The sequence below is a fragment of the Flavobacterium sp. HTF genome (assembly GCF_003105115.1).
GTDB lineage: Bacteria > Bacteroidota > Bacteroidia > Flavobacteriales > Flavobacteriaceae > Flavobacterium.
In genome coordinates this window covers 1-21,390 of record NZ_QETH01000001.1, presented here as the reverse complement: position 1 = coordinate 21,390, position 21,390 = coordinate 1, and the positions used below count along the sequence as shown (strand labels likewise).

17 protein-coding genes and 1 pseudogene are annotated in these 21,390 nt (G+C 35.0%); 7 read left to right on the top strand and 11 right to left on the bottom strand.

Translation table 11 applies throughout. The features are described from left to right. Nucleotides 1-146 precede the first annotated feature (146 nt). The 5 genes from DCO46_RS00100 to DCO46_RS00080 form a co-directional block, all read right to left on the bottom strand. Nucleotides 147-3,305 (bottom strand): type IX secretion system membrane protein PorP/SprF, encoded by a 3,159-nt coding sequence (locus DCO46_RS00100; RefSeq protein WP_243416221.1) that lies wholly within the window; start codon nucleotides 3,303-3,305, stop codon nucleotides 147-149. A gap of 1 nt (nucleotide 3,306) precedes the next feature. After that, nucleotides 3,307-4,776: a gliding motility protein SprC gene (sprC, locus tag DCO46_RS00095; RefSeq protein WP_116750559.1), complete on the bottom strand. Its 1,470-nt coding sequence runs from the start codon at nucleotides 4,774-4,776 to the stop codon at nucleotides 3,307-3,309. Continuing rightward, a complete protein-coding gene (locus DCO46_RS00090) occupies nucleotides 4,773-5,186 on the bottom strand; it encodes a hypothetical protein (protein ID WP_116750558.1) in 414 nt (137 codons plus the stop codon). The genes sprC and DCO46_RS00090 overlap by 4 nt, the downstream gene beginning before the upstream one ends. Before the next feature lie 103 nt (nucleotides 5,187-5,289). Further along, complete coding sequence (locus DCO46_RS00085; protein ID WP_116750557.1) at nucleotides 5,290-6,582, bottom strand: hypothetical protein; 1,293 nt, start codon at nucleotides 6,580-6,582, stop codon at nucleotides 5,290-5,292. Between the two features lie 188 nt (nucleotides 6,583-6,770). Then, a complete protein-coding gene (locus tag DCO46_RS00080; RefSeq protein WP_116750556.1) occupies nucleotides 6,771-7,223 on the bottom strand; it encodes a hypothetical protein in 453 nt (150 codons plus the stop codon). A gap of 435 nt (nucleotides 7,224-7,658) precedes the next feature. Here DCO46_RS00080 and DCO46_RS00070 point away from each other — a divergent pair, with 435 nt between their 5' ends. The 4 genes from DCO46_RS00070 (at nucleotide 7,659) to recA (ending at nucleotide 10,977) form a co-directional block, all read left to right on the top strand. Next, on the top strand, nucleotides 7,659-8,807 hold the full coding sequence (locus DCO46_RS00070) for an ATP-binding protein (RefSeq protein ID WP_116750554.1): 1,149 nt from the start codon (nucleotides 7,659-7,661) through the stop codon (nucleotides 8,805-8,807). A gap of 6 nt (nucleotides 8,808-8,813) precedes the next feature. Then, nucleotides 8,814-9,197 (top strand): DoxX family membrane protein, encoded by a 384-nt coding sequence (locus DCO46_RS00065; RefSeq protein WP_116750553.1) that lies wholly within the window; start codon nucleotides 8,814-8,816, stop codon nucleotides 9,195-9,197. 111 nt (nucleotides 9,198-9,308) lie between these two features. Then, nucleotides 9,309-9,818 (top strand): acyl-CoA thioesterase, encoded by a 510-nt coding sequence (locus DCO46_RS00060; protein ID WP_116750552.1) that lies wholly within the window; start codon nucleotides 9,309-9,311, stop codon nucleotides 9,816-9,818. A 151-nt stretch (nucleotides 9,819-9,969) separates the two neighbouring features. Beyond that, complete coding sequence (gene recA, locus DCO46_RS00055) at nucleotides 9,970-10,977, top strand: recombinase RecA (protein WP_116750551.1); 1,008 nt, start codon at nucleotides 9,970-9,972, stop codon at nucleotides 10,975-10,977. A 552-nt stretch (nucleotides 10,978-11,529) separates the two neighbouring features. Here the strand turns inward: recA and DCO46_RS00050 are convergent. Next, complete coding sequence (locus DCO46_RS00050) at nucleotides 11,530-12,282, bottom strand: lysophospholipid acyltransferase family protein (RefSeq protein WP_116750550.1); 753 nt, start codon at nucleotides 12,280-12,282, stop codon at nucleotides 11,530-11,532. A gap of 197 nt (nucleotides 12,283-12,479) precedes the next feature. On the opposite strand from DCO46_RS00050, the gene trpS reads away from it, so the two are divergent. Then, nucleotides 12,480-13,454 carry a tryptophan--tRNA ligase gene (gene trpS / locus DCO46_RS00045; protein ID WP_116750549.1) on the top strand — a complete coding sequence of 325 codons (975 nt, stop codon included), beginning with the start codon at nucleotides 12,480-12,482 and terminating at the stop codon, nucleotides 13,452-13,454. A 499-nt stretch (nucleotides 13,455-13,953) separates the two neighbouring features. Here the strand turns inward: trpS and dprA are convergent, their stop codons facing one another. Further along, entirely contained in the window at nucleotides 13,954-15,054 is a 1,101-nt protein-coding gene (gene dprA / locus DCO46_RS00035; protein WP_116750547.1) for a DNA-processing protein DprA, read from the bottom strand. A gap of 238 nt (nucleotides 15,055-15,292) precedes the next feature. Here dprA and DCO46_RS00030 point away from each other — a divergent pair, with 238 nt between their 5' ends. After that, nucleotides 15,293-16,261, top strand: a complete 969-nt coding sequence (locus DCO46_RS00030; RefSeq protein ID WP_116750546.1) for an SPOR domain-containing protein — start codon at nucleotides 15,293-15,295, stop codon at nucleotides 16,259-16,261. Between the two features lie 357 nt (nucleotides 16,262-16,618). Then, nucleotides 16,619-17,089, top strand: a complete 471-nt coding sequence (locus tag DCO46_RS00025; protein WP_124019536.1) for a hypothetical protein — start codon at nucleotides 16,619-16,621, stop codon at nucleotides 17,087-17,089. A gap of 65 nt (nucleotides 17,090-17,154) precedes the next feature. On the opposite strand, the gene DCO46_RS00020 is transcribed toward DCO46_RS00025, so the two are convergent. The 4 genes and pseudogenes from DCO46_RS00020 to DCO46_RS23150 all read right to left on the bottom strand — a co-directional run. Continuing rightward, nucleotides 17,155-17,922, bottom strand: a complete 768-nt coding sequence (locus tag DCO46_RS00020; protein WP_116750544.1) for a hypothetical protein — start codon at nucleotides 17,920-17,922, stop codon at nucleotides 17,155-17,157. Nucleotides 17,923-18,062: 140 nt separating this feature from the next. Further along, nucleotides 18,063-20,342 (bottom strand): helix-turn-helix domain-containing protein, encoded by a 2,280-nt coding sequence (locus tag DCO46_RS00015; RefSeq protein WP_116750543.1) that lies wholly within the window; start codon nucleotides 20,340-20,342, stop codon nucleotides 18,063-18,065. Between the two features lie 99 nt (nucleotides 20,343-20,441). Further along, complete coding sequence (locus DCO46_RS00010) at nucleotides 20,442-21,023, bottom strand: OmpH family outer membrane protein (protein ID WP_116750542.1); 582 nt, start codon at nucleotides 21,021-21,023, stop codon at nucleotides 20,442-20,444. Between the two features lie 247 nt (nucleotides 21,024-21,270). Then, nucleotides 21,271-21,384, bottom strand: a pseudogene (locus DCO46_RS23150) (methyltransferase); the annotation flags it as partial. Nucleotides 21,385-21,390: the final 6 nt, after the last annotated feature.

Here is a 21,390-nt window from a genome sequence, read left to right as displayed (position 1 = left end):
TCTGCTGCAAGTTTCGCTTGTAATGCTTCTGCATCGGCTTTCGCTTTTGCGTCTGCTGCAAGTTTCGCTTTTGCGTCTGCTGCAAGTTTCGCTTGTAATGCTTCTGCGTCTGCTTTTGCTTTTGCATCTGCTGCAAGTTTTGCTTGTTATGCTTCTGCATCCGCTTTGGCTTTTGCGTCTGCTGCAAGTTTTGCTTGTAATGCTTCTGCTTCTGCTTTCGCTTTTGCGTCGGCTGCAAGTTTCGCTTGTAATGCTTCTGCATCGGCTTTCGCTTTTGCGTCGGCTGCTAATTTAGCTTGTAATGCTTCTGCTTCTGCTTTCGCTTTGGCGTCTGCTGCAAGTTTCGCTTGTAATGCTTCTGCATCGGCTTTCGCTTTGGCATCTGCTGCTAACTTAGCTTGTAGTGCTTCTGCATCGGCTTTCGCTTTTGCGTCTGCTGCAAGTTTTGCTTGTAATGCTTCTGCATCTGCTTTTGCTTTTGCGTCTGCTGCAAGTTTTGCTTGTAATGCTTCTGCGTCTGCTTTCGCTTTGGCGTCTGCTGCAAGTTTCGCTTGTAATGCTTCTGCATCGGCTTTCGCTTTTGCGTCAGCTGCTAACTTAGCTTGACGTTCTTCTTCTAATTGTATTTTTTTAGCTTCTGCTTCAGCTTGTAATCTTGCTGTTGCTTCTGCATCGGCTTTTACTTTTGCGTCAGCTATTAATTTCGCTTCCATATCAGCTTTCGCTTTGGCATCAGCTGCTAGTTTTGCTTGTTGTGCTTCTGCATCGGCTTTCGCTTTCGCATCGGCTGCTAATTTTGCTTGTTGAGCTTCTGCATCTGCTTTTGCTTTTGCATCTGCAACTAGTTTTGCCTGCAATGCTTCTGCATCAGCTTTTGCTTTTGCGTCTGCTGCCAGTTTTGCCTGAATTGCATCTGCATCAGCTTTTACTTTTGCTTCCGCAGCTAACTTAGCTTGTTGAGCTTCTGCGTCTGCTTTCGCTTTGGCATCTGCAACTAGTTTTGCCTGCAATGCTTCTGCATCGGCTTTCGCTTTCGCATCTGCTGCCAGTTTTGCCTGAATTGCATCTGCATCAGCTTTCGCTTTGGCTTCCGCTGCTAATTTTGCTTGTTGAGCTTCTGCATCTGCTTTTGCTTTGGCATCTGCTGCTAATTTTATTTTCAGTGCTTCGGCATCAGCTTTCGCTTTTGCTTCGGCAGCGATTCTTGCTTGTCTTGCTTCTTCATCAGCTTTCGCTTTTGCTTCTGCGGCAGCTTTTTCTTTTAATGCTGCTTCTTGTGCTGCTTTTTCTTTTGCATCTGCAGCAGCTTTTGCTTTGTTTGCGGCATCAATACTGGCTTTAGTTTTCGCGGCAGCGGCAGCTTTTGCTTTTGCCTCTGCTGCTAATCTTGCCTGAAGTGCATCAGAATCTGCTTTTGCTTTTGCATCTGCTGCTAAAATAGATTGTAAATCTGCAGCTTCGGCTTTCGCTTTGGCATCAGCCTTACGTTTAGCTTCTACAGCATCCGCTTTTGCCTGAGCATCTGCTGCTAATTTCGCTTGTTGAGCTTCTGCATCAGCTTTTGCTTTATTGTCTGCGTCTAATTTTGCTTTTGCAGCAGTTTCGGCATCTGCCTTAGCTTTATCAGCAGCCAGTTCTGCTGCTGTTTTTTGTGGTTCAGCAGGTGTATTTGTAACAGCTGGCGTTTTAACTACACCTTCTGCATCAACTTTACCTTTTGCAGCAGCCAGTCTTGCACGCTCTGCAGCCTGTGCATCAACTCTTGCTTTATTATCTGCAGCCAGTTTGGCTCTTTCTGCGTCCTGAGCATCAGCTTTCGCTTTATTATCTGCCGCTAATTTTGCTCTTACTGCTGCCTGTGCATCAGCTTTCGCTTTATTATCTGCAAGTAATCGTGCTCTTTCTGCCGCTTGTGCATCGGCTTTTGTTCTGTTGTCAGCCGCTAATCTTGCACGCTCTGCAGCTTGTGCATCAGCTTTTGCTTTGTTATCTGCTGCTAATTGTGCCTGAGTTTGCGTTTGTGTTCTTTGAGTCGCAGCAGGTTTATTTGCTACGGCTTTAGCTCTTGCTTCAGCTTCGGCATCTGCCTTAGCTTTAGCATCAGCAGCTAATTTTATTTTTAATGCCTGTGCGTCTGCTTTGGCTTTTGTATCTGCTTCTAATTTTGCCTTTACAGCAGCTTCGGCATCAGCCTTAGCTTTTTCTGCAGCTGCAAGTCTTACTCTTTGAGCTTCGGCATCGGCTTTCGCTTTTGCTTCAGCAGCAAGTTTTGCTTTTTCAGCTCCACTTGTTCTTGTAACAGGAGTGGCTGATGTTGTTTTTTTGGCCATTACCGGTTTTGCCTTGGCCGGATCTATAACAGACCCCTCTTCGTCATCACCATAATAATAGTTTTTGTTTTTGAATTTGTATGCGATAGCAAATTCATGAGAACCACCCAAATTAGTGAAGTTCCCCATTCCTCTTTCATAATTGTATTCTATGGCAATGTTTGGTGTGATATTGATACCAAGACCTGCAGAAACTCCATATAAGGTATTGTATCCTGCCTGTGCCCACACTCCTTTTGGAATAGCAATCATGGCAAGTCCTGAAATTACTGTTTTCTCTTCTTTGATTTCAGTTTTTACAATTCCTGAGAATTTACTTCTGTCAAAAAAGCCATACGTATCGATGTACCCAGTGTACATGGCATGCAGTTCGATTGCTCTTTCAGGGTCATTTTTTACAACGCCTGAACCGAAGTTGTAAAGAATCAGGTTGTTTACAGATACTCCAAAATCAAGAAAAGCAGTACCGTAGTTAATACCCGGGTTAATGGTAAGCATCGTGTTTGATGGATAATCACCCTCTAAAATTGTGGTGTCATCTGATATAATTTTTCCTTTGTCCAAGCCGCTTTGGTAAGCACCAACGTTAAGACCAAAAGTTAAATTACTGTCTTCCTGCAGAACAATATTATGAGCAAAGTTACCCACTCCGCCAAATACGGTCATTAATCCGTAATTCTGCTGGAATAACCCAAAAGCAAAAGCTTCATTTTCTCTAAAACGTCCTGAATACCCAAACAGATAGGTATTTGGAGCATTTTCAAACTGAGTCCACTGTCTTTTATTATAGAAACTTATGTAGGCATTTTGCTCGCGAACGAAACTAAATGTCGGGTTAATTAGATATCTATTAAACTTTAAAGAATTTCTGATAGGTAATGAAAACGAAACAACTCCATTCTCAGGGGCTTCCTGGGAATAGAGTAAAGTTGAAAAACCGTAAAATAAAGTTATGAATAGTAAAATTTTCTTCATATTATTTTATCACAGTTATTGATCCTTTTTTTTCACCTGTGTCGGATTGAATGACATAGTAATATACTGGATTAACATTTTTAAAATCTTTTATAAACGAATTAAGTTCAGGATCGTAATTACTTCCGACATCATCGAACATCACTTCTCCGTTTGAGCTAAGAATAATTATCTTAGTTGTATTTGTTTTATATTCATCAGGAATATTCCAGTAAGGATTGCTTTTTAAACTCACAATATTTGGAATAACTGTTGTAGGTCCTGCCGGAGCTTTTATTTTAAAATTAAACTCTCTTGTCGCCACACAGCCTGAAGCCTGAGAAATTACCACCTTATAATTTCCTCTTATAGACACCAAATAGCTTGTTGAATTTGCTCCAACGATAGCATTATCATTTAAATACCACTGAATTGTTGGGCTTGTAGCGTCTGTTGTTAATGAAACATTTAATGTCTCGCCTTCTGCAAGTACATATTCGTCAGCAACATCAATACTAGCCGAAAATCCGTTAACTTTTAAATCAATACTTCCTGTAGCTATACACCCGCCAAAATCAACTTCTACAGTATATATTCCGCTGGCATCTGCGCTGTAGGTACGAGTATTAACTCCCGGGATTAGAACTCCGTCCTTTTTCCATACATAACTGTTACCAGAGGTAGCAGTAAGGACTGTTCCTGTTCCGTTTGGACAGAAAGGATTCCCTAAACTGGAAGTAATGGTAACTGCGCTTCCTGAACTTGATGAAGTGACCGTAACACGATTTGAACTGATGTTTTCAGAAGTACAAAATCCGTAATCAATTTCAGCATAGTAAACACCAGTACTGTTAACAATAACTGAACTTGCCGATTGTCCAGGGATTAAGACATCATCTTTATACCATTTATATTTCAGGTTTGAACTGTTTGCAGGAGATGAGTCTGGTACTTCCGGAGTTGGGTTGTAAACTGATAATGTCAGGTTACCTCCAGAACAGATAGTTGCATTTTGATCCTTGTTATTAATAAAAAAGGAATTAACATACGCCATATAATAAGCTGAAAAGGTAGTGTTTCCCGAAAAGTTTTTAACGTTTTGGCTTTCTACATTTTTGTTGCTAATGATACGCAGACTGTAATTATCAGATCCCTTTAAATTGGTCGGAACTGCAAATTTGATTGTTTGCTGGGTTGCTGTTACCTGTATTCTGTCAAGTGTTGTAGTTGCAGTTGGGTTTGTAAAATCTCCAAATTCATCAGATAACTGAGCTTCGAAGACTACGTCTGCAGGGAAGTTTAAATAAGTAAATGTAACAGAGTATTCATTAAACTTAACTCCATCAACAATATCACCAGCACAAATTCTTTCAAAAGATACTTGTTGTGGTGATATCGATGATATTTGCGCATGCAGATTTGCTTCTGAAAATAAAAGAAGACTTAAAAATACAATGCAATGAGTTAAATATAAAGTAGTTTTTCGAATCATATAGTGCGTTTTCTAGCTAAATCTATATCCTCAAAAAACAAGATATCTATGAATGTTTCAGAAAAATCATATTTATAGTTCTCTATAATGTCTTTTGCAAGAGCAGAATAAGAAGCAGATAGTAATGAGTTTTCTTCGCATCCAGACGTTGTCTGATCGTTCTGATCAGCTGCCATACTAAGGCTATCCTTGGGGATGGATAGCCCTACTATAAACTGATTAGAATCCTCTAATTTGCTGATACGTTCATCAGCTATATCATTCTTTTGATTACATGTAGACGCAGTTTCACAATTAGCATTAACAGAAAATACAGGATTTTCTATTGCGCTTTGTGCATATAAGCTTAGCGTTACAGGCGAAACCAAAAATATTATATTAATAAAATATTTTTTTATCGTTGGGGCCATTATGTCTTGATCTTTATTTGAGTCCGGTATAAGACGAATACATAAATTGTGTCTGGGGACTTTATTAATAAAATTTACGCTCTGAAATAAAAATCTAAATCTATTATCTGTTTCCGCTAGATGCTGTAATTTTTCCTAATTGTAGTCTGAAATCTGGTTTTTTAGGATTGAAAATATCAATGAATGTTTCTTTGTTATCACTTTGTGAATAAACGTTAAAGAACACGCTATTTCCGTACCAGCTCTCTAAATCTTCGTTGTTTGAATTGTATTCTGTAAAGATGTTACCATTACATAGGTTAAAATACATTTCTTCAAATTTGATTTTTTTAAGGTTGGCATCATTGATCTCTGTTTTGCTGTCTAATAATACAGCAGGGTTGAATCCTGAGATAACGCTACGTTTCATTTCAAGTGAAGCAGTTTCTGCAACATAGATAGCTTCTTTTACTAAACCTGCCTGAATATCAGCTTTGATGTTCTCGCTGTCATTAAGCATAGTAATGTTTGAAGCCACAACTAAAGTAGTCTTTTTAGTAAAGTCAGTTTCGTTTTTCTTTTCGTATGTTTTTACTTCCATACAACGAGAACCGTCTTTGTTACTTGATAAGTAAGAAGATCTTACCGCCAATGAGTTATATAAACGACATTGAACTCCTTGTGTAAATTTAAAGTCATCATTGATTGATTTATAAGAAACCAGTTTAGTAGCATTTAAATCTCCTCCAAAGAAAGCAAATGAGTCACCACCAGAGTAGCTAACCATAACGTTTTCAAGAATTGTTTTGTTTCCAACACCAGCAATAGTGATTCCGTTGAATGAATCCATTCCTTTAACTTTTTTACCAGCGAACTCAATTCTAACATATCTTAATATACCAGAATTACCAGCAGCATTATCACCACCGTAAGTTGTTAGTGTAGGATCAAGGTCTAAGTTATAAGAACCAACATTTCCAAATTTATTGATTGGAGCATCACCAAGAAGTACAATTCCTCCCCAGTCTCCAGCTTTTTTCTGGCTACGGTTAGAAGTAAATACGATAGGGTCAGTCTCTAAACCATCTGCAACAATTTGTGCACCTTTTGTAACTACCAATGTCCCTTTTGTTTCGAAATCACCAATAATTAATGTTCCCGGTTCAATTGTTAAAACTGCGTTATTAGTTACATAAACGTTTCCTTGCAAAACATAAATATTCCTCTTCATCAATTTAGTATTAACAGAAATGTTTCCTGCTAAAATTTGATTTGCTTCTCCATACTCTACTTTGTTAGGCTTAAATTCGGTCCAGTTGTTCAACCAATTGTTGTAGCCCATAATTCCTTTCTCTTGTTGAGCACTCATAGTAGTAACTGTCAAAAGGATGCAAAAAATTTGAGTAATTTTTTTCATGGTAAGGTGGTATTAGGGTTAAAAATAAATTTGGGATATGCGTATTCTTAATATGATAAAAACTCTTCCCGAATTTTCTGAAATGATTTCAGATTCTTCGAGAACGAGTTATTATTTTTTAATCTTTCCCCAGATTGATTACACTTACGTAAACTTTCCGGAAAAGGTTTTAAAATATTTTCAAATTATTACATTTCGTTCAGGTCGTTGAACTCGTGTAAAGATTTTAATGTGCTTTCGTAAAATAAAATAGCTGCGATTAAGTTTCCTTTATCAGAGTATGGCATCATTTTTCTTTGGAACTCTACTGTAGTATCCAAAAATGCAGATGTACCTACTGCCTGATTATCTAAAACTTTTTTGTGCTCACTATCGTCCGGAATACCTAAGTCAGCCATTGTAACTCCTGGCTTAGTAACCAAAGCGATGTAAGGAAGGGTTTTAACTAATACTTTAATACGCTCAATGTACAATTCTAAAAGTTCACCTTTTTGCATACCGCTCAATTCTTTTTGATCGTGGTATTTGCGAATAAGTGCAGTTGTACTAATAATACTTCTTGGAGCGTTCTTAGCCTGAGCAGAAGCTGCTGCAGTAGTTAAGATAAAAAATAAACTAAAAAAAATAATTTTCCCTTTCATAAATTCTATTTAAAATTGGTTGTTGATGCAAACAAAAATATATAAATTATGTTAAATCGCAACTTTAATGTTTTTTTTTTTGAAAAATTGCCCTTAAAATTACCTTAAAAAATGGTCGCAGGTCGAGAAAATATGCGTTTCGCCGAGTTTTTTGTTAATTTTGTTAAAATTTTTTATTGTAAGAAACGGAATAGTTATATTACAACTTTACGCATTATTGTATATAAAAAAAAGACATGTTTTCAATAATTTTGTAAAAACTATTAACAAAAAAATCTTAATATCTCACCAAATGGATGCAGTGTTGATAAAAGATGACAGAAAAAAAATAAACATTTGAACTGAAAAATAGTTTTTGAAAACAAAAAAACAGGGTCATAATTATTCTTTATTCCGAAAATTTTTGCCTACATCATTTTCTTATATCTTTGCTTCATGCAATTTTCTCAAATTTTAGGTCAGGATTACATCAAAAGTCACTTGATAAAAAGTGCATCTTCCGGAAGAATTCCGCATGCACAATTATTTGTCGGGCCGGAAGGAAGTGGCACACTATCAACTGCTATTGCTTATGCACAATACATTTTATGCAGCAATACCGGAAATGAAAATTCAAACGGAAATGATTCCTGCAATCTTAAGTTTGAAAACATTTCGCATCCCGATCTGCATTTTATTTATCCGACAGTAACAACTGAAGACGTAAAAACAAAACCGAAAAGTTTAGATTTCATTCAGGACTGGCGAACTTTTATCCAGGAAATGCCTTACGGAGGATTATTTGACTGGTATAAAGTTTTGGGCGTTCAGAACAAACAAGGAGAAATAAGGGTAGAAGATGCACAGGAAGTTTTAAAATCGCTTGCGTTGAAATCATACGAAGGCGGCTACAAAATTATGATTATCTGGATGGCCGATAAAATGAATATCGCAGCATCCAACAAATTATTAAAACTATTAGAAGAACCATCTGATAAAACCATTTTTATTCTGATTTCTGAAAATGAAGAAGATATTATCCAGACCATTCGTTCCCGTTGCCAGGTAATTCACTTTAGTGCATTGCCGGAAAATGTAATTGCACAGGCTTTGGTTTCTAAGGAAAGTATTGATCAGAATTTAGCGCTCAAAATTGCACATCAGGCTCAGGGAAATTTCAATAAAGCGCTTTCTTTATTAAATCAAGACGACTCCGAATATCCTTTTGAACAATGGTTTGTCAATTGGGTACGTGCTGCTTTTAGGGCAAAAGGAAATGCGGCCGCCATTCAGGATCTGATTTCCTGGAGCGAAGAAATAGCATCACTCGGCCGTGAAAGCCAGAAAAAATTCATTCAGTTTTGTATCGAAATGTTCAGACAGGCACTTTTACTGAATTATCAGGCGCCTCAATTAGTTTATATTGAACCAAAAGTCGACAAATTCAAACTAGAAAATTTTGCACCCTTTGTGAATGGGAATAACATACATGACATTTTCAAAGAACTTTCTGATGCGATGTATCATATTGAAAGAAACGGAAATGCAAAAATAATTTTGACCGATTTATCCATAAAGCTCACACGTTTAATTCATAAAAAATAATTTGTAATGACCAATGTTGCTTCAATTTTACTTTTGATTTTTTTGGCCTTAACTTTTTTACAATCAGGCTATGAGAAAATTTTTTACTGGAAAGATAATGTTAACTGGTTAAAAGAACATTTTTCTAAAACCATTCTCAAAAACCAGGTTCCGCTGGCACTTCTCCACCTTCTGATTTTAGAATTAATTTCTGGAATTTTATGTGTTGTAGGAGTGATACAATTACTTACAGACAGCGGCCGTGAGTTTGGTTTTTATGGCGCTATTTTTTCCTGTATATGTTTGTTAATGATGCTTTTCGGTCAACGATTAGCCAAAGATTATGATGGTGCAAGAACCATTGTTATATATTTTATCCCAGCCGTAATGGCTGTTTACTGGTTGAATTAAATAAACCGAAAATTATTTAAAAATAAGCCACTGATTTAAAGGATTTCTTTATCTATTTTAAATTTTTTAATCCTTGAAATATGGCAAAAAATAAAATTTTACATTAAAAAAATGAATTCAAAACATCCTGCAGAGTCTCTTACTATTTTAACAGATTTAGTTTTGCCTAGCGAAACAAATCCTTTAAACAATCTTTTTGGTGGTGAATTATTAGCCAGAATGGATCGCGCGGCTAGTATTGCGGCCCGCAGACATTCACGCCGAATAGTAGTTACGGCATCTGTAAATCATGTCGCTTTCAACAGAGCAATTTCGTTAGGAAGTGTTGTTACCGTTGAAGCAAAAGTATCCCGCTCTTTCAAAAGTTCCATGGAAGTTTTTATAGATGTCTGGGTAGAAGACCGCGAATCCGGAAGCAGAACAAAAGCCAATGAGGCTATTTATACATTTGTAGCTGTTGATGATACCGGAAGACCCGTAGAAGTTCCTGCAATTGTACCTGAAACCGAATTAGAAATTCAGCGTTTTGATGCCGCTTTGCGCCGTAAACAATTGAGTTTAGTACTTGCCGGAAAAATGAAACCTTCTGATGCCACAGAATTAAAGGCTTTGTTTTTATAGTGTAAATTGTTGCAATTTGTAACAATTTGAGACAATCAAACTTCAAAAAAAGAAGTATTTTTACAAAATTATAAGTCGCTCAAAAAAGCAGGAAAACTTTCCTCTTTGTTTTTTGACGGCTAAAATAACCATTTAGATAATTTAAGAAAAGATGAGTTCAGACAAAGAAGCCAAATTAAAAGCGTTACAGTTAACGCTTGACAAACTTGATAAAACCTACGGAAAAGGAACCGTAATGAAAATGGGCGACAAAGCCATTGTAGAGGTAGAAACAATTTCTTCTGGTTCTCTTGGTGTTGATTTGGCTCTTGGAGTAAACGGTTACCCAAAAGGAAGGATTATCGAAATATACGGACCGGAATCTTCTGGTAAGACCACACTTACGTTACACGCAATTGCAGAGGCTCAAAAAGCCGGTGGAATTGCTGCTTTTATAGATGCTGAACATGCATTTGACAGAAATTATGCGGAAAAATTAGGCGTAGATATCGAAAACCTGATTATTTCTCAGCCAGACAACGGTGAGCAGGCATTAGAAATTGCCGAAAATCTAATTCGTTCCGGAGCTATAGACATTGTTGTAATTGACTCTGTTGCAGCTTTAACACCAAAAAGTGAAATCGAAGGTGAAATGGGAGATTCTAAAATGGGTCTACACGCACGTTTGATGTCTCAGGCATTAAGAAAATTAACCGGAACAATCAGCAAAACAAATTGTACTGTTTTCTTTATCAACCAGCTGAGAGAGAAAATTGGTGTAATGTTCGGAAATCCTGAAACTACAACGGGAGGTAACGCCTTAAAATTCTATGCTTCTGTACGTTTAGACATCCGTCGTTCTTCTCAGATTAAAGACGGTGAGAACGTAATCGGAAACAGGACGAAAGTAAAAGTCGTTAAAAATAAAGTGGCTCCGCCGTTTAAAACTGCAGAATTCGACATCATGTACGGAGAAGGAGTTTCTAAAACTGGTGAAATTCTTGATTTAGCGGTTGAATTTGAAATCGTTAAAAAAGCAGGATCATGGTTTAGCTACGGTGATACCAAATTAGGACAGGGCCGTGATGCCGTAAAAGCATTAATTAAAGACAATCCTGAATTAGCTGATGAATTAGAGATTAAAATCAAAAATCATATAAAAGAATTAGCTAACGCTTAAAATAATAAAAGTCTGCAGGTTGCAGACTTTTTTTTTTGGCTTAAATTGTTTATCCCTGACAAACTTAATTCATCTAGTTCAAAACTTTCAAAAAAATACGCAACCTTTTTTTAAAATATCAATCTGATAAATAGAAGCTAAATATGTAGGGCATGCGCCATAATACCCTCATTAACATTGTTTCACGAAATTTGGTTGGTTAAGTTCAATAGAAATCCGTTAGTTTTATACTGACGGGTTTTTATTATTTTTTAAAAAAATCATCTTTTAGACGCAACCTTTTTTATTTTTAGTTATCTAATAATTATCTCGTTATTGCAAGACTTTTCTAAGTCAATTATTAACCGTAAATGTTTTTAATTATGAAGGAGAAAATAGTGCAGTTGCTTATTAAAAACCGCAAAATAACCAGAAAAAAGATTAAAAAAGTATTGCGTTTTATTTCTGAAAAAATAATTCAACGATAAATTTTTGAATATAAAAGGGGTTTTAAATTCAAAAGAAAACCCGGCATGATTCATACTCTGTGCCGGGTTTATTATTTTAAAATATTTAGTTTTGGTCTGTTTTCTTAAACTGAAGCAATCCTTTGTAAATCAGTTGTCTGACCTGGTCTCTTAGCTCTTTTCTGTTATCCCCTGTCAGTCCTTTAGTGTCAATAAAACTCAATATTCTTCCACGCATTATTCCCGGGCTTCCGCTCAAAAAAGTATAAGAAAATCGTTCTTTATTGTCTGCATAAACAATCGGAACAATTGGAATCTGATGATCAATAGCTAACCGGAAAGCTCCGTCTTTGAACTCATCAAGCAAAATTGATTCATCATCCGGAACTCCTCCCTCAGGAAAAATACAAATACTTAACCCCTGATTCAGACGGCTTTGTGCACGTTTGAAAACCTCGTTTTTACTTTTTGATGAATTCCTGTCCACCAAAATACAGGTTCTTTTATAGAAAAATCCAAACAGCGGAATTTTTACAAGTTCCTTTTTTCCAACAAAAACAAACGGGTTTTTAATAATGGCAAGCGTGAGCATAATGTCTGTCATTGAAGTATGATTGGCAACAATCATGTAGCTTTTATGCTTTTCGAGCTTTTGTTCCCGTTTAATTTTATAATAAAATCCCATTCCGAAAAGAATGAATTTTGCCCAGATACGGGCCATCTTAAAAAAATACGGATAACCACTTTCGGTTAAAATTGAAATCACCAAAAACGGCAGCATAATCAATATCGGAATGGCCATTAAGATGTAAAACCAGATACGCCACAAGATCCAAAAAACAATTTTTATTCCTTTCATGGTTTCAAAAGTAAGAAAACAGAAGTGAATATAGATTTTAGTCCGTCAGATTTTTTAGATTATTGGTTTAAACTTAAAATAAACACGAAATCTGACAGAAATATTAGAAAACTTTCTAATTTTTGCAAAAAGAAAAAAACAAACCTTGCGGGCTTTGCGAAAAACTTTGCGAACTTTGCGGTTAAGAAACAAAACTAATGGCAAAAATACTTACTGGTGTTCAGAGTACAGGAACGCCGCATTTAGGCAACTTGTTGGGAGCAATTATTCCAGCAATCGAATTATCAAATAATCCGGCAAACGAATCATTTTTGTTTATTGCTGATTTACATTCGATTACACAGATTAAAGATGGTAAAACATTAAGAGAAAACACATACAGTACAGCATCAGCCTGGCTTGCCTGTGGTTTGAATCCTGATAAAGTTACTTTTTACAGACAATCTGATGTTGTACAAACTGCTGAATTAACCTGGTATTTGAGCTGTTTTTTTCCATTTCAGCGTCTGACGTTGGCACATTCTTTCAAAGACAAATCAGATCGTCTTGATGATGTCAATGCCGGGCTTTTTACTTACCCGATGCTAATGGCTGCAGACATTTTGCTTTATGATGCAGAGTTTGTTCCGGTTGGAAAAGATCAATTGCAGCATTTGGAGATTACCCGTGATGTTGCGTCCCGATTTAACCATCAGATGGGAGAAACTTTTGTTATTCCTGAAGCTAAAATTCAGGAAGACAGTATGCTGATTCCGGGAACAAATGGCGGAAAAATGAGTAAATCTGCCAACAATATTATCAATATTTTCCTGGATGATAAAACGCTTCGTAAACAGGTAATGAGCATCGAAACGGATAGTACACCACTTGAAGAGCCAAAAAATCCGGATACTTGTAATGCATTTGCAATTTATTCGCTTTTGGCTACAGAAACTCAGATTGCAGAAATGAGAGCCAATTATTTGGGTGGAAACTATGGTTATGGTCACGCTAAACAAGCTCTTTTTGAATTAATTACAGAAAAATTCAAAACAGAAAGAGAGAAATATAATTACTACATCAATAACCTTGAAGAAGTTGATGCTTTATTAAAAAAAGGAGCTGAAAAAGCAGCAGTAGTTGCTAACGGTGTTTTAGTGAAAGTCAGAGATGTTCTTGGATTTGATAAATAGACATCCTAAATCAGATAGGTTTCTTATCCTATCTGGTTTTTTAATTTGTCTTATTACAAATTAGAAATTAATCCTTTTTTAAATCTATAAATTATCAAATAAAAGCATGAAAAAAATATTTACAGAATATATGTTTCTGCTAGTATTATCAACATTTGGAGTATATTTTATTGTTATTTATTTCTTTGGCAATAATCAGTCTTACGGGATAAATAAAACTGTAGGTTGGGCATATGATATTTCAAATCAATTTTTTTATAATGCATTAATTGATTTTTTTTCAAAAACCTTATTCCTTATTGGATATTTCCTGATATTTCTTTTTCAGAGAAAGACAATTTATCATATTTCCATAACTCATTTTTGTATAATTTTTTTAAGCTGTATCTCAATATTTTTCAAAAACTACATCATTAGTACAATATTTTTATTAATATCTATAATTGTATTTTTTATAAATGTTTTAAAATCACATACAATTAAACGCTAATTTTAATGCTTAAATTGCCTCAAAAAGTTTTCCCGGCAAAGGCCGAATAACACCTTTCAGTTCCATGTTAATCAGAATCCCTGAAATTTTATAAATAGGAAAACCACACTCAAGTGCAATAGTATCAAGCAATTCCTTTCCATTTTTAAGAAGAAATTCATAGATCTTTTGTTCATCCTCTTCCAATTCAACAAACAGTTGTTTTTGAATTGTTTTCGGTTTGTTCTCAATATCCCAGTTAAGCATATAAACCAAATCGGCAGCACTTGTAAGTACACTTGCTTTTTGCGTTTTTATTAAGTTGTTGCAGCCTCTGCTGTAAGTATCTGTAACACGCCCCGGAACAGCAAAAACATCACGGTTATAATCGTTTGCAAAATTTGCTGTAATTAGCGAGCCGCCTTTATCGGCAGATTCAATAACAATCGTGGCCTCAGTCATTCCGGCTACAATACGATTTCGTCTCACAAATTTTTCCTTATCAGGATTAGATGAACTCCAAAATTCGGTAATGAATCCACCGTTTTCCATCATTCTGGCAACGTATTTTTTATGTGTCCTGGGGTAGATCTGATTAAGTCCATGCGCCAAAACACCAATCGTCTGCAGGTTGTGTTCCATTGCAAACTGGTGTGCTACTATGTCAACCCCATAAGCAAAACCGCTCACAATTACCGGATCTAAAGGAGCGAGGTCTTCAATTAGAGATCTGCAAAATTCTGTTCCGTAAGATGTTATCTGCCGTGTACCAACAATGCTTATAATTTTTCTGTTTTTTAAATCAATATTTCCTGAATTAAATAGCAATACAGGCGAATCAAAACAATGTTTTAACCGGTCGGGGTAATTTTCATCCTGAAAAAAAGAAACATTTATATTGTTTGACTTTATAAAATCAAGTTCCTTATTTGCCTTTTCAAAAATGGTTTTATCTTTTAAGTTCTTCAACAGAGAAGAACCAACACCATCAATAGCCGCAATTTGATTTGTTTTTGCTGAAAAAATTGATTCTGCGTTACCGCAGTGAGTCAACAATTTTTTGGCCATAATATCTCCTACTCCATCAACTTTTAACAGAGCTAATAAATAAAATAAATCCTGGTCTGACATTCTTAGAAAATATTATGTAAAATAGATAAAAGTAAAGTTCGAATTTAAAACCGCAAATATCATTAAAATAAAGTAATTTCTTAATAAAAATACAACTATTAAAAAAAATTGGTCTGTGATTTATCTGACTAAAACTTTTAACTATTTGAGAATTAATTGTCTATAAAATTATTCCAATTGTTAATAAAAATTGTGAATAAAATTTTGATAACTATATTCATTACATAACTTTGTTACTATGAAAATCGAGACTTATATATCGCAGTTATTGTACCGTTATCAGTGTGTAACGGTTCCGGGATTTGGTGCATTTCTTACTGAAACTCACCCGGCTAAGCTTAATGAAAGCACAAATTCGTTTTTTCCACCAAAGAAAACTATCTCTTTCAATAGTCTTTTAAAAAATAATGACGGGTTATTAGCAAATCACATTGCGCAGGCTGAAAGCACATCTTATGGTTTTGCTGTAAGTGCTATTGCTTTTGAGATTTTAAATTGGAAAAAAACATTAGAAGAAACCGGTATTTTAAATTTAAAGAACATTGGTGATATACGCTTAAACGCAGATCAAAATATGGTTTTTACTCCAAATGACCATGCTAATTATCTTTCAGCATCTTTTGGTTTAAGTCCATTTGTTTCGCCTTTGGTAAAGAGAGAAATTTTTGAGAAAAAACTGGAGGAAATCGAGCAAAGAGAAACGGTTAAGTTATATGAAACTGAAGAGGAAACAAGATCTTCAAGATCTTATTTAAGATATGCTGCCATTTTTGTTTTAGGTCTTGGAATTACAGGAAGTATCGGATATCCTATTTATCAGCAGCAATTGGCAAATGAAACGCTTATTGTTGAAAGTGCTATGCAAAAAAAAGTTCAGAACAAGATACAGGAAGCAACTTTTATGATTCAAAATCCGTTGCCGGCTGTAACGCTTTCTGTAGATTCATCTAAAACTGATTCTGTTGAAATTAAAACAATGCCGTACCACATTATGGCAGGAGCTTTCAGAAGTGAGCAGAATGCCAGAAAGGCTTATAATCAATTGATAAAAGATGGTTACGATGCCCGAATGCTTGGCGAAAACAAACATGGTCTTTTCCCTGTTTTATACGGAAGTTACGCAACTATGTCTGAAGCCGAAAAAGCACAAAAAGAAATTCAAAAAGGAGAAAATCCGGATGCATGGATTTTAGTTGAAGCTTTATAAAAATATCTTTTTTAAATTCGTATAAAACCTTTTTTCATCACTGAAAGAAGGTTTTTTTTTGAAAATACATTCTAAATTCAATATTTATAGTATAAAAGCTGTTAAATTTTGTTTTTGCCTTCAAGAAGCAAAATTAGCCCTTATAAGTAAATTTTAATGCTGTCAATGACTCATACTGAGTTTTTGCCTAAAACTACGTTTTAAAACATCTAAAATTCCGGTTTTAGCACTATATGGAATTCTAATCTAAAAACACATTTCTATAATCTAAAGTAAGAATATTTATTTGTAATACATTTATTACAAAATGGAATGCTATTTGATATTGTTTTCATAAACATAAAAAATAGCATTACAATGAATCGAGTACAAAAATTAGTTTTATTTACGAGTCTTTTATTCTCCACACAAGCTTTCTATTCACAACAAATGGCATTCAATAGTGAAAATAAAGAAATTGAAAATAGAAAGGAAAAAGCTTTAACAGAATACAAAAGATTAGAAAAAGAACAAAGCGATTTAAAAGACAACAGTAAAAAATTAGAACAGCAGCGAAAAGAACTAAAAGATGCGCTGAAAAAAGTTGAGAAACGAAAATCTGACATTGAAAAAGCGGAAAATAATATTGAAAAAACGACAAAAGAGATCGCTAAAACACAAGAACAAAATCAGAAATTAAAAAACCAAATAAACACCCGAATGTTTCAGGATGAAAAGCTTAACAAAAATGAAATAAAATTGAAAGAGCAGGAAATCGAAATCTTAAACCTTCAAAGTAAGCTGTCACAACAGCAGAATGACCTTGATAAAATACTTCAGTCAAAATAGTTATTTGTCAAAGTTTTAAAAGAATTGTAACTAAAAAATCCTATTCGCACTGAATAGGATTTTTTTTATTTTGAAATAATTCTGGCCGTTTGCGAAACGATTTTTTTCCCGTTTTGAGAAACCTCTAATGTTGCATCAGGGGAATCTTTCTCACCTAAAACGATGATATAACATCTATATAAAAAATTTCCTTTTTTGAAATCGTAATAATGGTTTCCTCCCGTTCCATCAGCAACAAACTTTCCGTTATTGATAATCAAATCCGGTTTTTCACTCATCTTTTGATTCGGTGACCATGAGGCATATCTGTATCTATCATTCCCCATATCATCAATCCTGATTTTGAATTTTGAAGTTTCCAGAACACAAACCGGTGTTTTAAAAGTAGCTACAGAAGAATGCAATTTGCTTTTGTCTGAACTTACCAGTTTGTTTTTCAGATTCTTTTCATATTTCGACTGATAATTAACCGCAGTCAAAAATCCATCCTCATCCATCCACAGATCACCCTGATTAAGCATAATGCCACGCCATCCCACCTGCGACCAGTCCTTTGCCGGATTAGAGTTTATGATTTTGTTCTTCAGAGTAGTGTCAAAAACTTCATTGTATCTTTTTACAAATTCAGCTTTTGTCTTAATTGCCGGAATTGGATATTCCCGGTTCAAAGGGTATTTAACTATGTTAGCAACAGCTTCTTTTTTGTTATTTTTTATATAATCAATAAAGTTAATGATCCCTTTTTGATATTCCTTTTTTAATTCCTGGCCAATAGCAAAATTTACGGACAATGCGGTTAGGAACAGGAATATAATTTTTGTTTTTTTCATCATAAATTAATTAGCATTCCATGTTTTACGTGGAACAATTTTACTAAAGATAATTAATTTACTTTTTTAAGGCAATTCATTAAAACAATATTTAACAGGTTTTAAAAATAAAATCATCAAAGATTTAGAAATGAAAGTTTCTGTTAATTGATGCTGGCTTTAAACATTTTAAGCTCATCCCAGGTAAATTCCTCGCCATGTTTTTCTTTTAGGCCATTTAGCGATTCTTCCTGATAAAACTCAAAAGCATCACGCAAAGCCACGATTTTATCATACGGAAGAACGTCTGAAATTTCTATTTTCTTAGCCTGAATCAATTTAATCAAATGTGTTTCGACAGTTTGCACCGTAAGCTTTCTTAGCCTGGCAATATCTTCAACAGAATTTTTTTCGATCCACAAATCGTACGTTTCTTCAACAGTAGTTTTTTTCGCTGTTTTTGGTTCGTTTTTATCGAGTTTTTTTGCTGTGTATCGAATGACAGGTTCATCAAGTTTAAAAATATCCGTATTGGTCATTTTGAACTCTTCCCTGATTTTCTCAAGCTTATTTGACTTAAAATTTTTTATGGCTGATGAAGTCAGTTTTTCTTTGCATATAGTTTCTCCGGCAACGACAATTTCGATAAGCAATTTTGCTTTCATCAATTGCAATACTGCTTTGGTCTGTAAATCGTCGAGAAAAGCCAATTCTTCATAAAATTCCTTTACTTTTTTAAATTTCTGAATTTCAGCCATTTTCTGCAGCAAATCGGTCACCAGTTTATCCATTGGTTTAAAGAAATAATCATAAGCCGCTTCTACCCTTTCTTTCACAAAAAACAAATCGACCGTTTCTTTATTAAAGATTTTATTCAGCTGATTAATGAATTTCTGCGCAGGATCTATAAGCTGCTCAATTGTGTCTAATCTTTTGTGAGCCCAAATGGCATGTTTTGATTTTTCTGAGGCTACAGCATTTTCGTTATAGCTAAAACGATGATTTCTCCATTCCTGGGCCAAATCTGTCCAGTTAAAACTGTTAATCAAATAATTATGAATAAAATTTTTGGTTTCAAAATGTAGTGATTTTTCCAAAATTTCATCTGTTGCTTTGTTTAAAGCATAATCCATAACATCCTGATCATTAGAAATCCCATTCATCTTCATCGGAGAAAGCAAAATAAGCCCGTTTAAAGAACGTAAACGCGATAAGGCAACATATGCCTGTCCGGGAAGAAAAACCTGCGATACATCGAGCGCAGCTTTGTCAAAAGTCAAACCCTGACTTTTATGTACGGTTATAGCCCATGCCAATTTGATCGGATAGTGCGCAAAAGTGCCCAAAACTTCTTCTTCAATCTCTTTTGTGAGCTCGTTTACTTTATAGCGGATGTTTTTCCACTCGTATTTTTCAACCTCAATGGTTTTATTTTCTTCCGGAAAGTGTACAAAGATTTCTTCAGACGAAAGCGATTTGATGACACCCATTTTTCCATTAAAATAACGCTTTTCAAAAGATAAATCGTTTTTAACGAACATGACCTGTGCCCCTACTTTCAACTTTAGATTTTCCTCTACCGGATAAATTTTTTCAGGAAAATCGCTTACAATAAACGGCAGGTATAAGTATTCATTTCCGGCTAAATCATTAATTGACTGCTCGTTAATAGAATCTGCTTTGGCATTATGTGTTGTGAGCGTGATATAGCCTTCGTTGTTTTTTAAATCGAAATCAGGTTTTACAAACTGGTTTAAAAATGTAACATCCTCAGGAGAAATCTGGTTGTTGCGCAGGTTGTTTAAAACTGAGATAAAATCATCATCTGTCTGGCGGTAAATCTTAGATAATTCGATATACAAAGGCGGATTTTGCTGAATAACATGTGAATGGAAAAAGAATTTTCCTTTGTAATAATTGCGTAAAGTCCGCCATTCTTCATCACGAATTACGGGTGGCAATTGCAATAAATCACCGATAAAAAGTACCTGAACACCGCCAAAAGCGTATGAACTCCTGCGAACAGTCTGCATCATAAAGTCAATGGCATCAAGTAAATCGGCACGCAGCATACTAACTTCATCAATAATCAGTAATTCCATGTTTTTGATTACATTACGCTTGACGTTATTCATCTTAAAATGTCTGCGCAAAGTATCTTTGTTTTCGAATTTTACAGTCTCTGTAAACTGAGGATTTGCGTCATAAGACGGAATAAATGCCGAAAAAGGCAGCTGAAACATCGAATGTATGGTCACACCGCCCGCATTTAAGGCCGCAATACCGGTTGGTGCTACAACTACAGTATTTTTGTGGGTTGTAGCAATAATTTCGCGCAAAAGTGTTGTCTTTCCGGTACCGGCTTTACCGGTAAGAAAGATTGATTTTTGCGTCTGATTGATGAATTGTAAAGTGTAAGCTGCCGCTTCTGAAACATTTTGCATTGGACCTGTATTGAAAAAGCAAAGTTCGTGCTTTTATAAAAAGAAAAAACCTAAATCTGCAGTAGATTTAGGTTTTTAAAATTTAGTTAGTTTGGTAGTTTATTTTTTAGCTGCTTCACCTTCTTTTGCAGGAGTTTTTTCTTCTGTTTTAGGTTCTGCTTTATATTTGTCATTCAAAGCTTTAATGATTTCTTTTGTGATATCATATTTTTCTTCTGCGTACAATACAGTGGCAGCATCACCAGTTCCGTAGATATAAGAATAACCGTTTTTCTTACCGTAATCTTTGATGAATTTTTTAACTCCGCTTACAAGAGAATCCATTTCAACGCCGCTTTCTTGTTGCAATTGTTGAGATAATTGTTGTTGTGCATAACCCAATTGTTGCTCTCTTTTTTGCAATTCAGCGCCTCTTTGTTGTGCCCAAGCCTGGCCATTTGCCTGTGCCTGACTTTGAAAATTAGCAGCGTCTTGTTTGAAACGAGTAATTTCCGCTTGTAACTGTCTTCCTTTTTCTTCTGCCTGAGCTTTGTATTTTGCTTCAAGATCTTTTGCTTCAGTGTACTCTTTCATTAAAACTGAAGTATCAACGTAAGCTGTTTTTACTTCCTTAACTTCTGCTGTTTTATTACATGAAACAACCAAAACTGAAAGCGCGATAATTACTAATGCTTTTTTCATTTTTTAAATTTCTATTTTTTTTAATGTATTGAAGACAAAAATATAAAAAAATAAATAGCATCAACATAAAGTTTAAAAAATGGGCGAATTTTATGATATTAGTTTTACTTATCGTATAAAAATCAACCATAAGAAAACACTATTAAAACCGGCTTTAATAACTCGTTTTTGGGGTGATTTCTTGAAAAAGCCGATATTTCTCCTCAATTGAGGAGAAATATCGGCTTAAATGAGCTTAAAATAAGTTTCAGCTGTTTTTTATAACATAAATGTGCGATGAATACTCTTTTGTACTTGATGCTTTCAGATTTGATCTCAGCCCAACAAAAAATGCACTGATAAAATTCATTTTTCCGGTTTTCTATTT

What these genes read in the sequence shown, in the direction of transcription:
- DCO46_RS00100 (WP_243416221.1), bottom strand. Translation starts at nt 3,305, where the DNA reads ATGAAGAAAATTTTACTATTCATAACTTTATTTTACGGTTTTTCAACT.
- sprC (WP_116750559.1), bottom strand. Translation starts at nt 4,776, where the DNA reads ATGATTCGAAAAACTACTTTATATTTAACTCATTGCATTGTATTTTTA.
- DCO46_RS00090 (WP_116750558.1), bottom strand. Translation starts at nt 5,186, where the DNA reads ATGGCCCCAACGATAAAAAAATATTTTATTAATATAATATTTTTGGTT.
- DCO46_RS00085 (WP_116750557.1), bottom strand. Translation starts at nt 6,582, where the DNA reads ATGAAAAAAATTACTCAAATTTTTTGCATCCTTTTGACAGTTACTACT.
- DCO46_RS00080 (WP_116750556.1), bottom strand. Translation starts at nt 7,223, where the DNA reads ATGAAAGGGAAAATTATTTTTTTTAGTTTATTTTTTATCTTAACTACT.
- DCO46_RS00070 (WP_116750554.1), top strand. Translation starts at nt 7,659, where the DNA reads ATGCAATTTTCTCAAATTTTAGGTCAGGATTACATCAAAAGTCACTTG.
- DCO46_RS00065 (WP_116750553.1), top strand. Translation starts at nt 8,814, where the DNA reads ATGACCAATGTTGCTTCAATTTTACTTTTGATTTTTTTGGCCTTAACT.
- DCO46_RS00060 (WP_116750552.1), top strand. Translation starts at nt 9,309, where the DNA reads ATGAATTCAAAACATCCTGCAGAGTCTCTTACTATTTTAACAGATTTA.
- recA (WP_116750551.1), top strand. Translation starts at nt 9,970, where the DNA reads ATGAGTTCAGACAAAGAAGCCAAATTAAAAGCGTTACAGTTAACGCTT.
- DCO46_RS00050 (WP_116750550.1), bottom strand. Translation starts at nt 12,282, where the DNA reads ATGAAAGGAATAAAAATTGTTTTTTGGATCTTGTGGCGTATCTGGTTT.
- trpS (WP_116750549.1), top strand. Translation starts at nt 12,480, where the DNA reads ATGGCAAAAATACTTACTGGTGTTCAGAGTACAGGAACGCCGCATTTA.
- dprA (WP_116750547.1), bottom strand. Translation starts at nt 15,054, where the DNA reads ATGTCAGACCAGGATTTATTTTATTTATTAGCTCTGTTAAAAGTTGAT.
- DCO46_RS00030 (WP_116750546.1), top strand. Translation starts at nt 15,293, where the DNA reads ATGAAAATCGAGACTTATATATCGCAGTTATTGTACCGTTATCAGTGT.
- DCO46_RS00025 (WP_124019536.1), top strand. Translation starts at nt 16,619, where the DNA reads ATGAATCGAGTACAAAAATTAGTTTTATTTACGAGTCTTTTATTCTCC.
- DCO46_RS00020 (WP_116750544.1), bottom strand. Translation starts at nt 17,922, where the DNA reads ATGATGAAAAAAACAAAAATTATATTCCTGTTCCTAACCGCATTGTCC.
- DCO46_RS00015 (WP_116750543.1), bottom strand. Translation starts at nt 20,342, where the DNA reads ATGCAAAATGTTTCAGAAGCGGCAGCTTACACTTTACAATTCATCAAT.
- DCO46_RS00010 (WP_116750542.1), bottom strand. Translation starts at nt 21,023, where the DNA reads ATGAAAAAAGCATTAGTAATTATCGCGCTTTCAGTTTTGGTTGTTTCA.